Here is a 12,831-nt window from a genome sequence, read left to right as displayed (position 1 = left end):
CGCTCAGCTCCCCTCTCTGGTCCGGGGATCCAGCAGCACGTAGACGCTGTCCGCGATGAAGTTGAAGATCAGGCTCAGCACGATGACGATCAGCAGAAGAGCCTGCATCAGCGGGTAGTCGCGCACAGCGGTCGATGCTCCGATCAGACCGCCGAGACCGGGATAGATGAAGACCGCCTCGGCGAGCACCACCGCCATGAGGATGCCGCCCATCGACATCGCCAGGCCGGTGATGTTGGGGAGCAGGGCGTTCCGGGCCGCATAGGAGTTCCGCACCCGTTCGGGGGAGAGTCCCTTGGCGCGGGCAAGATGCACGTAGTCCTCGTTGACGGTCGTGATCATCATGTTCCTCATGCTGAAGAGCCAGCTCGTGAACCCCACGACAGTCAAGGCGATGAGGGGCAGCACGGAGTGGTACAGAACGCTCAGCACCCAGTCCGAATTCGTCAGCGATGCCGGTTGCATGCGCTGGTTGACCGCGCCCTGGGCAGGGAAGAGTCCCTTGCTGTAGGAGAGGTACCAGACCGCCAGGAGCCCGAGCCAGAACGGAGGGATGGAGGAGAAGAACATCGCGAAGGGCGTGATGATCGAGTCCAGCAGGCGACCCGGCTTCCAGCCGAGACGGGCACCGAGGTAGGTGCCGATCAGCCACCCGAGCAGGGTGGAGACCAGCCCCAGGTAGACCGTCCAGGGCAGGGCCTGGAGGATGAGGTCGGTGACCTTCATCGGGTAATACATGATCGAGCGCCCGAGATCGAGATGCGCCAGCTGGACCAGGTAGTTCCAGAACTGCTCCCAGACAGGAGTGTCCGGGTCCCCGTACATGTTGTGGATGATCGACATCTGGTATTCCGACGGACGCTGGCCCGTCTTCTCGTAGATGTCGCGGATCATCGACTGCGCCGGATCGTTGGGCATCAACCGAGGCAGCGCGAAGTTGAGCACGAGGGACACGAGGAACACCACCAAGTAGGTACCTGCCCGTTTGGCCAGGTACACCAGGTTCGGTGGCAGCCGCGGGCCGGAGGGCCGAGGTGCGTGTGTCGAGCTGTCGTGCCCGGGAGTCTCTCCCGAGGTCGACTCCTGTGTCGTACTGCTTGTCACTTCTTCTCCTGGTGGTGCACCGACGGTGGCACATCGACGGGAAGGGGTCACCATGCCTGTGTGACCCGTGTCGCTTAAGCGCTGAACCTGAGCTTAACCGCTCCAGCAGTGAATCGGTCAACAGATGGGCATCGTGTCGTTTTCGTGACCGGCAGAGACTGCGCGCAGGGCATGCCGGTGCAGGTGGGGGCGCTCCGCTGGTCGTCTCGCCCAGGGGTCGAGAGGGTCGGATCGAGCGTGTGAACTCGATTGGCTGTTCATGCACTCTGCTGTATATACTTCCGGTATGACTTCCGCATCGGGCACCCCCGCCTCTGCTTCCCCTGTCTCTGCTGCGCCTCGCGACGCGTCGGCGCGCCTGCCGCGCGTCGCCGTCGTCGGCGCTTCCGGGTACGCCGGGGGAGAGACGCTGCGACTGCTGTCCGTGCATCCCGGGGTCGAGATCGCGACGGTCGCCGCGCATTCAAGTGCGGGCAAGCGGCTGAGCGAGGTCGCGCCGCACATCGACCTCGGTCATGACCCGGTCCTAACGGAGACCTCCGTCGAGTCGCTCAGCGGTCACGACGTCGTCGTCCTCGCACTGCCTCACGGCCAGTCCGGGCAGATCGCGGCCGCACTGCGCGAGAAGGATCCGGACGTGCTGGTGCTGGATCTCGGCGCCGATCATCGGCTCGAGAGCGCCGAGGACTGGGCCGAGTACTACCGGTCCGAGCACTCCGGCACCTGGACCTACGGCATGCCCGAGCTGCCGCTGGCCGACGGCACCCGGCAGCGCGATCAGATCGTCGGCGCCCGAGAGATCGCCGTGCCCGGCTGCAACGCGACGGCCGTATCCCTCGCGCTGGCACCGCTCGTGCGCGCCGGCCTGATCGACCACACCCAGCTCAGCGCCGTTCTGCCCGTGGGCTACTCCGGGGCCGGCCGCTCGGCCAAGCAGCACCTGATGTTCGCAGAAGCCTCCGGCAGCGCCGCACCGTACGCCGTCGGAGGCAGTCACCGCCACGTGCCCGAGGTGCTGCAGAACCTCCGTCGCTCCTCCGGGAAGGACGGCCTGCGACTCACCTTCACTCCGGTGCTGGTGCCGATGAGCCGCGGCATCCTCGCGGTGCTCAACGCCCCGGTCACGGGATCCGCCACCACGGCGGACCTCCTCGCCGCCCTGACCGCCGACTATGCGCACGAGCATTTCGTGACCGTGCTGCCCGAGGGCGTCTTCCCCACGACCGGCGAGGTCACCGGGGCCAACACGATCCGTCTGGGTGCCGCCGTGGACCATCGCAGCGGCCAGGCCACCGTGATCGCCGCGATCGACAACCTGGTCAAGGGCACCGCGGGTGCGGCGATCCAGTCGCTCAACCTCGCGCTCGGCCTGCCCGAGGCCACCGGCCTCACCCGCACCGCACTCGCCCCCTGAGGGCCGGCCGTCCGCACCGCACGCGTCCGGCCCGACCGTGCCCCCCGCCGTCGGCCCGGTCCCGTCGGCCCCTCCCGTTCTCGACCCTCCCCGAGGAGTTCCTCATGACGATCACCCGCCCTCGCGGCTTCCGCGCAGCCGGACTCGCCGCCGGCATCAAGTCCACCGGCGCCGCCGATCTCGCCCTCGTCGTCAACGACGGCCCGCGTGACGTCGCCGCCGCCGTGTTCACCTCGAACCGGGTCCAGGCCGCCCCTGTCCTCTGGTCCCGCGAGGCCGTGGCCGACGGCCGCGCCCGCGCGGTCGTGCTGAACTCCGGCGGCGCGAACGCCTGCACCGGGCCCGAGGGCTTCGCCGACACCCATCGCACCGCGGAGCACCTCGCGAGCCTGCTCGACGTCTCCGCCCAGGACGTGCTGGTCTGCTCGACCGGACTGATCGGGGAGCGGCTGCCGATGGAGCCACTGCTGGCCGGCGTCGCCGCCGCCAGCGAGCAGCTCGCCGCCGGGGCGGACTCGGATGCGGCCGCCTCCCGCGCGATCATGACCACCGACTCGGTGCCGAAGACCGCAGAGGTCACGACTGCGTCCGGAGCGATCGTCGGCGGCATGGCGAAGGGGGCGGGCATGCTCGCCCCGCAGCTCGCGACGATGCTCGTGGTGCTCACCACCGATGCGGACGTCGACGCCACCATCGCGCAGGAGGCCCTGAAGGCGGCCACCTCGACCACCTTCGACCGGGTGGATTCCGACGCCTGCATGTCCACCAACGACACCGTCATCCTGCTCGCCTCCGGGGCCAGCGGCGTGATGGTCGCGGCCGACGAGCTCACCGAGGCGATCCGGGCCGTCAGCGCGGACCTCGCCCGGCAGCTGGTGGCGGACGCCGAGGGCGCGAGCCATGACGTCCACGTCGTGGTCCGCTCGGCGACCTCCGAGCAGTCCGCCCTCGCGGTGGCCCGCGAGATCGCCCGCTCCAACCTGGTCAAGGCCGCGATCTTCGGCAACGACCCCAACTGGGGCCGGATCGTCTCCGCGGCCGGCTGCGTGCCCGAGGCGGTCGCACCCTTCGACGTCGCCGATCTCAGCGTCACCGTCAACGGGATCGAGGTGTGCCGTGGCGGCGGGGCCCACCGCGACCGCTCCGAGGTGGACATGACCCCGCGCGAGACCCTCATCGAGGTCGATCTCGGCGCCGGGGAGGCCACCGGTGACATCTGGACCAACGACCTCACCCACGACTACGTCGAAGAGAACAGCGCCTACTCCTCATGACCTCTCCGCAGAACACTCCCCAGCCCGCCGCAGGGCCCGAGGCCGACACCGCCGAGGGCCAGCTGGTCGGCAAGAACCCGCTCGCGCAGCTCGACGCCGCCCGCACCGAGGCGCGCGAGAAGTCCGAGGTGCTCATCGAGGCGATGCCCTGGATGCAGCGCTTCCGCGGGAAGATCGTCGTGGTCAAGTACGGCGGCAACGCCATGGTCGATGACGAGCTGCGTCGCGGTTTCGCGGCGGACATGGTCTTCATGCGGCTGGCCGGCATCCACGTCGTCGTCGTCCACGGCGGCGGCCCCCAGATCAACACGATGCTCGAGCGCGTCGGCATCGACTCCACCTTCCAGGGCGGGCTGCGCGTCACCGACACCGACACGATGGACGTGGTGCGCATGGTCCTGGTGGGCCAGGTGGGCCGGCAGCTCGTGGGCCTCATCAACCATCACGGGCCGTTCGCGGTCGGGATGTCCGGTGAGGACGCACGGCTGTTCACCGCCACCCGTCGCGGCACCGTCGTGGACGGCGAGGACGTGGACCTCGGGCACGTGGGCGCCGTCAACGGCGTCAACATCGACGGCATCAGCGACCTCCTGGCCAGCGGCCGGATCCCGGTGATCTCCTCGATCGCCCCCGAGGTCGACGCCGACGGTAACCCCACCGGGGAGGTGCTGAACATCAACGCCGACCTCGCGGCCGCGGCCCTCGCCGAGGGTCTGGACGCCGAGAAGCTCGTGATGCTCACCGACGTCGAGGGGCTGTACCGCGACTGGCCCGACCGCAGCTCGCTGATCCCCGAGATCTCCGCGACCGAGCTGCGCGAGATGCTGCCCTCCCTCACCGCCGGGATGATCCCGAAGGCGGAGGCGCTGCTGGGCGCGGTCGACGCCGGGGTGCGCACCGCCGCCATGATCGACGGCCGGATCGAGCACGCGGTGCTGCTGGAGGTCTTCACGACCAAGGGTGTGGGCACGATGGTGAGGAGGGACGACTATGTCTGAGGACGAGATGACGGGCACGACGACAAGCGGCACGACGACAACCGACACGACGACAGCGGACGGTGCCGCCGGGGAGACCTTCGAGGAGCGCTATCGCGACGCCCTGCTGCCCGTGTTCGGCACCCCGCAGAAGGTGCTCGCCCGCGGCGAGGGTGTGCGCGTCTGGGACACCGACGGGACGGAGTACCTCGACCTGCTGGCCGGGATCGCCGTGAACACCCTGGGTCATGCTCACCCGTCGATCCTCGCAGCGCTGACCAAGCAGGCCGGCACTCTCGGCCACGTCTCGAACTTCTTCGCGAGCGCCCCGCAGATCGAGCTCGCCGAGAAGCTGCTCGCGCTCGCCGAGGCCCCGGAGGGGTCCGCCGTGTTCTTCGCGAACTCCGGCTCCGAGGCGAACGAGGCGGCGTTCAAGATCGCCCGCCGCACCGGCCGCCCCCGCGTCCTGGCGCTGTCGAACTCCTTCCACGGCCGCACCATGGGTGCCCTCGCGCTCACCTCGAAGGAGGCCTACCGAGCTCCCTTCGAGCCGCTCCCGGGCGGGGTCGAGTTCCTCCCGGCGGGCGATGAGCAGGCCCTCGCCGACGCGCTCGCGCCGGGGGACGTCGCCGCTGTCTTCGCCGAGCCCGTCCAGGGCGAGGCCGGGGTGCAGCCGCTCAGCCGCGACTACCTGCTGGCTCTGCGTCGCCTCACCCGCGAGCACGGCACCCTTCTGGTCCTCGACGAGGTCCAGACCGGGATCGGCCGCAGCGGCCACTGGTTCGCGCATCAGGCGGTCGAGGGTCTCCAGCCCGACGTCATGACGCTGGCCAAGGGCCTCGGCGGCGGGTTCCCGATCGGAGCCGTGATCACCTACGGCCCGGAGGTCCACGACCTCCTCCAGCCGGGCCAGCACGGCACCACCTTCGGTGGCAACCCGCTCGCCTGCGCCGTGGCGCTCGCCGTGCTCGGAACCCTCCTCGAGGACGACGTGCTCGCGCACGTGCGCACCGTCGGCGCCCGCTTCACGGCCGACGTGCTCGCCCTCGGCGACCCGCTGATCTCCGAGGTGCGCGGAGCCGGGCTCCTGCTCGGGATCGGGCTCACGGCCCCGATCGCCCCGCAGCTCGCCGCGGCGGCCCTGCAGGCCGGATTCATCGTGAATGCGCCGAACCCGACCACGCTGCGCCTCGCGCCACCGCTCATCATCACGCAGGCGGACCTCGACGAGTTCGTCGCCGCCCTGCCCGGACTGCTCAAGACCGCGGCCCCCGAAGGAGAGAACTGACATGCCCCGCCACTTCCTGCGCGACGACGACCTCAACTCCGCCGAGCAGAAGGAGGTCCTGGCCCTCGCGCTCGAGCTCGCCGGCGACCGCTTCGCCCAGCGCCCGCTCGAGGGCCCCCGCACGGTCGCGATCCTGTTCGACAAGTCCTCGACCCGGACCCGCATCTCGTTCGCGACCGGCGTCGCCGAGCTCGGCGGCAGCCCGCTGGTCATCGAGGCGGGAAACAGCCAGCTGGGCCGGGGCGAGTCCATCGCGGACACCACCCAGGTGCTCACCCGCATGGTCTCCGCCATCGTGTGGCGCACCTTCGGCCAGGAGCGGATCGAGGAGATGGCGTCGGTCTCGACAGTCCCCGTCGTCAACGCGCTGACCGATGAGTTCCATCCCTGCCAGATCCTCGCCGACCTGCAGACCATCGCCCAGCACACCGGCGGTCTCGCCGACGGCGACGCGGCCCTGGCCGGGCGCTCGCTGGCCTACCTCGGCGATGGCGCGAACAACATGTCCCATTCCTACCTGCTGGGCGGGGTGACCGCCGGCATGGATGTACGGATCGGCGCGCCCGCCACTCACCAGCCCGATCCCGAGATCCTGGCGCGCGCCAGGGAGATCGCCGCGACCACAGGGGGAGCGGTCACCGTCACCGCGGACCCGCGCGACGCCGTGGCGGGCGCGACCGCCGTCCTCACCGACACCTGGGTGTCGATGGGCCAGGAGGGCGAGGGCGGCCGTGGCGAGGAGACCTTCGCCCCGTACCAGGTGACCGAGGAGCTCATGGAGCTCTCCGGCGGCATCTTCCTGCACTGCCTGCCCGCCTACCGCGGCAAGGAGGTCGCCGCCTCGGTGATCGACGGCCCCGCCTCGGTGGTGTGGGATGAGGCGGAGAACCGCCTGCATGCGCAGAAGGCCCTGCTCACCTGGCTCCTCACCCACCCCGACGACGAGACCGCGGAGCACGCTCTGCCCCGGGGCGAGCGACGATGAGCGAGCAGCGGCGGGCCCTGGCCCAGACCAAGACCTCGCGCCAGCAGCGGATCGTGCAGCTGCTGACGCACCAGGAGGTCTCCTCGCAGTCCCAGCTCGCGCAGCTGCTGACCGCCGAAGGGACCGAGGTCACCCAGGCGACGCTCTCGCGCGATCTCGTCGAGCTGCAGGCGGAGAAGGTCCGCGGCTCGGCCGGGAGCCTCGTCTACCGGCTCCCCCCGGAGGGCGGCACGAATCGGCCGGCAGGACCCCCGGCCGAGAACGAGCTGCTCGAGGCCCGCCTGCCCCGCCTCGCGGAGGGCCTGCTGGTCTCCGCCGAGGCGAGCGGCAACCTCGTCGTCGTGCGGACCCCGCCCGGGGGTGCGCAGTATCTCGCCTCGGCCCTGGACAGGTCGGTCATGCCCGACGTCCTGGGTACGATCGCCGGTGACGACACCGTGCTGCTGATCGCCCGGGATCCCGACGGCGGGGATCGGCTCGCCGCCCGCCTGCTCGATCTGGCCGAAGGCCGACGGGACGCCTCCGATCCGCCGGAACCCGCCCCCGAGCGCCGGCACCGCGCCGATCCGCAGCACACGATCCCGAAGACCCGATAGACCCGATAGACCCGATAGACCCGCAGCACCGCAAGACCAGCAAGACCCCAAGACATAGAACGTGCTTAGCAGAACTCGATTAGGAGCATTCCCGTGACCGAACGCATCGTCCTCGCCTACTCCGGTGGCCTCGACACCTCCGTGGCCATCGGCTGGATCCACGACGCCACCGGCGCCGACGTCATCGCCTGTGCGGTGGACGTGGGCCAGGGCGGCGAGGATCTCGAGGTCATCCGCCAGCGCGCCCTGGACTGCGGCGCCGTCGAGGCCTACGTGGCCGACGCCCGCGACGAGTTCGCGGAGGAGTACTGCATGCAGGCCCTCAAGGCCAACTCGCTGTACATGGACGCCTACCCGAACGTCTCGGCGATCTCCCGCCCGGTGATCACCAAGCACCTCGTGAAGGCCGCCAAGAAGTTCGGCGCGACCACCGTCGCCCACGGCTGCACCGGCAAGGGCAACGACCAGGTGCGCTTCGAGGTCTCGATCACGTCGCTCGCCCCCGAGCTCAAGTGCATCGCCCCGGTGCGCGACCTCGCGCTGACCCGCGACAAGGCGATCCAGTACGCGGAGCGCAAGGGCCTGCCGATCGAGACCACGAAGCACAACCCGTTCTCGATCGATCAGAACGTGTGGGGCCGCGCCATCGAGACCGGCTTCCTCGAGGACATCTGGAACGAGCCCACCAAGGACATCTTCAGCTACACCGACGACCCGGCCTTCCCGCCGGTCGCCGACGAGGTCGTCATCTCCTTCGAGCGCGGCATCCCCGTCGCGATCGACGGCCGGAAGGTCACCCCGTTGGAGGCCATCCAGGAGCTGAACCGTCGTGCCGGCGCCCAGGGCATCGGCCGCATCGACATCGTCGAGGACCGCCTCGTGGGCATCAAGTCGCGAGAGGTCTACGAGGCTCCCGGCGCGATGGCCCTGATCACCGCGCACCAGGAGCTGGAGCGGGTGACCCTCGAGCGCGAGCAGGCCCGCTTCAAGCGCACCGTGGGCGATCGCTGGACCGAGATGGTCTACGACGGCCAGTGGTTCTCCCCGCTGAAGAAGTCCCTGGACGCCTTCATCGACGAGACCCAGCGCTACGTGAACGGCGACATCCGCATGACCCTGCACGGCGGCCGCGCCACCGTGACCGGTCGCCGCAGCGAGACCGGCCTGTACGACTTCAACCTCGCCACCTACGACGAGGGCGACACCTTCGACCAGGGCAGCGCCCGCGGCTTCATCGACATCTACGGCCTGGCCGCCAAGCAGGCCGCGGCCCGCGACGTCGCCTTCGGCAACGGGGAGGACCTCACCACCGACGAGGCCGACGCATGAGCTCGGATGGCATGAGCTCGGACGGGATCAGCTCGGCGGGGACGCCCTCCTCGGGGCACGTCGCCCCTGCCGGGAACCCGTCCGCTGCCGCGAACCTCTCGGCTGCCGGGGATCCGTCGGCCGCGCAGGAGCGTGCCTCCCTGTGGGGCGGCCGCTTCGGCTCCGGCCCGGCGGCGGCGCTCGCCGCGCTGTCGGTGTCCACGCATTTCGACTGGCGCCTGGCGCAGTACGACCTGCGGGGGTCCAAGGCCCACGCGAACGTCCTGCACACCGCGGGCCTGCTGAGCGATGACGAGCTCGCCACGATGCAGGGCGCGCTGGATCAGCTCGCCGCCGACGTGGCCTCCGGGGAGTTCGTCGCGGCACCGGATGACGAGGATGTGCACACGGCCCTCGAGCGCGGCCTCATCGAGCGGGCCGGGGGAGAGGTGGGTGGCAAGCTGCGCGCCGGCCGCTCCCGCAACGACCAGATCGCCACCCTGATCCGGCTGTTCATCCGGGACCAGGCGCGTGTCGTCGGCGACCAGGTGCTGGACCTGGTCGACGTGCTGCTCGCACGCGCCCTTGAGGTGCATGGTGTGCCGATGCCCGGACGCACGCATCTCCAGCACGCCCAGCCGCTGCTGCTGAGCCATCATCTGCTGGCCCACGCCTGGCCGCTGCTGCGCGATGTGGAGCGCCTGCGGGATCTGGATCGTCGCGCGGACAGCTCGCCGTACGGCTCCGGCGCGCTCGCCGGCTCGAGCCTCGGCCTGGATCCCCAGGCCGTCGCCGCCGAGCTCGGGTTCTCCGACTCGGTGTGGAACTCGATCGACGGGACCGCCTCGCGCGACCTGACCGCGGAGTTCTCCTTCGTGCTCGCGATGATCGGCATCGATCTCTCGCGCCTGGCGGAGGAGGTCATCCTGTGGAACACCAAGGAGTTCTCGTTCATCACGCTGGACGATTCCTTCTCCACCGGCTCCTCGATCATGCCGCAGAAGAAGAACCCGGACATCGCCGAGCTCGCACGCGGCAAGGCGGGACGCATCGTCGGCGACCTGGTCGGTCTGCTGACCACGCTCAAGGCGCTGCCCCTGGCGTACAACCGTGATCTCCAGGAGGACAAGGAGCCGGTCTTCGACCAGGTCGACTCCCTGGGCCTGGTGCTCCCGGCGTTCACCGGGATGATGGCCACGCTCACCTTCCACACCGAGCGGATGGCGGAGCTGGCGCCGCAGGGCTTCTCCCTGGCCACCGACATCGCCGATCACCTGGTGCGTGGCGGGGTGCCCTTCCGCAGCGCCCATGAGATCTCGGGCGCCTGCGTGAAGATGGCCGAGGAGCAGGACAAGGAGCTGTGGGACCTCACGGACGACGAGTTCGCCGAGATCTCCGAGCACCTGGACTCCTCTGTGCGCGAGGTCCTCTCCGTGGAGGGCTCCATCGGATCCCGCGACGCCAAGGGCGGGACCGCCCCGGTGCGCGTCGCCGAGCAGGAGCAGGCCGTCGCCGACGCGCTCACCTCCCTGCGGGAGTTCACCCGGGGACGCTGAGCCTCGAGGCTCCGAGGCTCCGAGGCTCCGAGGCTCCGAGGCTCCGAGGCTCCGTGATTCCGGGACTTCGGGACNGCCCCCCGCCCGCTGCGTCGTTCTGCGAGCGTCCCCAGCACCATGAGACCTGCCTGCGGCCGGTCCTCCACGCTGCTCTCCTGGCCGGACCGGTCGCTCCGGGCGCGCATCTGGGATACTGGAGGCTGGCGCCCTCAGGGCGTCGATGGTCCGGAGCACGGGCCGACGGTCCTCGTCGGCCTCACTGCGCTGCACCGCCACATCACGCGGCACATCCCGTGCCCCACCGAGAGGAACCGATCGATGCATTCCGTCCTGGACGAGCTCGCCTGGCGAGGACTCGTCGTACAGACCACCGGGCGCAACGCGCTCGGCAGCGCTCTGGCGGACGGACCGATCAGCCTGTATTGCGGCTTCGACCCGACCGCTGCCTCGCTCCACGTGGGGCACCTGACCCAGGTGCTCACGATGCGTCGACTGCAGCTGGCGGGTCACCACCCCTACGCCCTCGTGGGTGGGGCGACCGGCCTGATCGGGGATCCTCGGATGTCCGGGGAGCGCGTGCTCAACGACGCCGAGCTCGTGGGGACCTGGGTGGACAGCCTGCGCGGCCAGATCTCCCGCTTCCTCGATCTGGACGGGGAGTTCGCCGTGACCATGGTGAACAACCTCGACTGGATCGGGCAGATGAGCGCGCTCGACTTCCTGAGGGACATGGGCAAGCACTTCCGGATGGGCACGATGCTCGGCAAGGAGACCGTTCAGCGCCGCCTGCAGAGCGATGAGGGGATCAGCTACACAGAGTTCAGCTACCAGGTGCTCCAGGGCATCGACTTCCTCGAGCTGCACCGGAGGCACGGGGTCAGCCTCCAGTTCGGCGGCAACGATCAGTGGGGCAACCTGCTCTCGGGCGTCGAGCTGATCCACAAGGTCGAGGGCCACGACGCCCATGCGTTGACCACGCCGCTGGTCACCAAGGCGGACGGCACCAAGTTCGGGAAGAGCGAGGGCGGCGCGATCTGGCTCGACCCCGAGCTCACCAGTCCGTACGCCTTCCACCAGTTCTGGCTCAACGCGGCCGACGCGGATGTCGTGAACTACCTGAAGTACTTCACCTTCCGTACCCGGGAAGAGATCGCCGAGCTCGAGCAGGCCACGCAGGAGGCCTCGCACAAGCGGGCCGCGCAGCGTGCACTGGCCGACGAGCTCACCACCATGGTCCACGGTCAGCAGGCGACGGACCAGGCCACGGCCGCGGCGGCAGTGCTCTTCGGACGCGGGGATGTGCGCGAGCTGGACGAGGCCACCGTCGTCTCGATCGCCCGGGAGCTCCCGAGTGCCGAGCTCGCTGCGACGACTCCGTTGATCGATGCCTTCGTCGAGACCGGCATCGTCCCGTCCAAGGGAGCAGCACGGCGCGGGGCCGACGAAGGCGGATTGTCCGTGAACGGCGAGAAGGTCTCTGCCGATGCCCTCGCCCAGGAGATCGGAGATGTCCAGCTGCTGCCCGGTCGTCATCTGCTGCTGCGCCGCGGACGGAAGAACGCCGCGATGGTGCGCCTGGCCGGCTGACACCTTTTCCCACCCGAACGCCCCGATCCCTCCTGTCCGGAGGGGTCGGGGCGTTCGGCGTTCCGAGGTGCCCCCCAGGGCAGGCGAGGTTCGCCCCCGGGGCAGGTCGAGCAGGCAGCGGCCGTGCCTGGAGCGGGCCGTGCCGAGGCACTGCCATGGCATCGTCTGGTGCAGCAACTCCTCGTGACCCCACTCTCAGACGTGGGTCACAGTTGCCCCGATGAGCGCTTTCCGAAACCCGGAAAAGCACCTCTGACCTGCAGGTATGGTCCCAACTCGAGGTGAACGGGACCTGAATTCGCCGGTTTGCCAGACCTCCTCGCAGTGCGTAATGTTCTTTCTTGTCAGCAGCGAGGACGCAGACACGAAAGGCCGAGAGGTTCCCCCGGGAGCAGCGGCACGGAGTGGATGCGGAAGAGCTGAGGACCCGAGAGTGCGGGAGACCGCATGACCGGCCGTGACCACGTCACCGGAACGATCGCCTGGCGATCTGCACGAGACGCAGGACACGGACTGCGGAGTTGGACAGGGTCGCGAAGAACTGCTAGAGTGGTGACTCGCGCCGGACCGACGAAGTACGAAGTCGCAGGACGGTTACTACCGACCGGCGCATCCGAGCCTCTGACTCACGCCGCTACCGCGGTGGGATGACGATGTGTGCGTGTTGTTTGATATCTCAATAGCGTGTTTATTTGTTGATGCCATTATTTTGATGGCAAATTTTAACGGATGATATAGCAGT

At 69.4% G+C, this 12,831-nt stretch carries 10 protein-coding genes; 9 read left to right on the top strand and 1 reads right to left on the bottom strand.

Annotated elements, in window-relative coordinates; translation table 11 throughout:
• Positions 1–3 precede the first annotated feature (3 nt).
• Positions 4–966 carry an ABC transporter permease gene (locus ABD093_RS06870; RefSeq protein ID WP_343923345.1) on the bottom strand — a complete coding sequence of 321 codons (963 nt, stop codon included), beginning with the start codon at positions 964–966 and terminating at the stop codon, positions 4–6.
• Positions 967–1,390: 424 nt separating this feature from the next.
• On the opposite strand from ABD093_RS06870, the gene argC reads away from it, so the two are divergent.
• The 9 genes from argC to tyrS all read left to right on the top strand — a co-directional run bounded on the left by argC (position 1,391) and on the right by tyrS (position 12,089).
• Entirely contained in the window at positions 1,391–2,518 is a 1,128-nt protein-coding gene (argC, locus tag ABD093_RS06865; protein ID WP_193117987.1) for an N-acetyl-gamma-glutamyl-phosphate reductase, read from the top strand.
• 104 nt (positions 2,519–2,622) lie between these two features.
• Positions 2,623–3,792, top strand: a complete 1,170-nt coding sequence (gene argJ / locus ABD093_RS06860; protein WP_193117988.1) for a bifunctional glutamate N-acetyltransferase/amino-acid acetyltransferase ArgJ — start codon at positions 2,623–2,625, stop codon at positions 3,790–3,792.
• Positions 3,789–4,790 (top strand): acetylglutamate kinase, encoded by a 1,002-nt coding sequence (gene argB, locus ABD093_RS06855; protein WP_226850379.1) that lies wholly within the window; start codon positions 3,789–3,791, stop codon positions 4,788–4,790. The genes argJ and argB overlap by 4 nt, the downstream gene beginning before the upstream one ends.
• On the top strand, positions 4,783–6,057 hold the full coding sequence (locus tag ABD093_RS06850; RefSeq protein ID WP_343923339.1) for an acetylornithine transaminase: 1,275 nt from the start codon (positions 4,783–4,785) through the stop codon (positions 6,055–6,057). The genes argB and ABD093_RS06850 overlap by 8 nt, the downstream gene beginning before the upstream one ends.
• 1 nt (position 6,058) lies before the next feature.
• Positions 6,059–7,042 carry an ornithine carbamoyltransferase gene (argF, locus tag ABD093_RS06845; RefSeq protein WP_343923337.1) on the top strand — a complete coding sequence of 328 codons (984 nt, stop codon included), beginning with the start codon at positions 6,059–6,061 and terminating at the stop codon, positions 7,040–7,042.
• On the top strand, positions 7,039–7,638 hold the full coding sequence (locus ABD093_RS06840; RefSeq protein WP_343923335.1) for an arginine repressor: 600 nt from the start codon (positions 7,039–7,041) through the stop codon (positions 7,636–7,638). The genes argF and ABD093_RS06840 overlap by 4 nt, the downstream gene beginning before the upstream one ends.
• A gap of 93 nt (positions 7,639–7,731) precedes the next feature.
• Positions 7,732–8,967 (top strand): argininosuccinate synthase, encoded by a 1,236-nt coding sequence (locus ABD093_RS06835; protein WP_343923333.1) that lies wholly within the window; start codon positions 7,732–7,734, stop codon positions 8,965–8,967.
• The gene (gene argH, locus ABD093_RS06830; protein ID WP_343923331.1) at positions 8,964–10,502 is read left to right on the top strand and encodes an argininosuccinate lyase; all 1,539 of its coding nucleotides are present in this window, start codon (positions 8,964–8,966) and stop codon (positions 10,500–10,502) included. Before ABD093_RS06835 ends, argH begins: the two co-directional genes overlap by 4 nt.
• Positions 10,503–10,820: 318 nt before the next feature.
• A complete protein-coding gene (gene tyrS / locus ABD093_RS06825; RefSeq protein ID WP_193117992.1) occupies positions 10,821–12,089 on the top strand; it encodes a tyrosine--tRNA ligase in 1,269 nt (422 codons plus the stop codon).
• Positions 12,090–12,831 lie beyond the last annotated feature (742 nt).

It is taken from the genome of Brachybacterium tyrofermentans, from assembly GCF_039526165.1.
Taxonomy (GTDB): Bacteria; Actinomycetota; Actinomycetes; order Actinomycetales; family Dermabacteraceae; genus Brachybacterium; species Brachybacterium tyrofermentans.
This window is presented reverse-complemented; position numbering and strand designations above follow the sequence as displayed.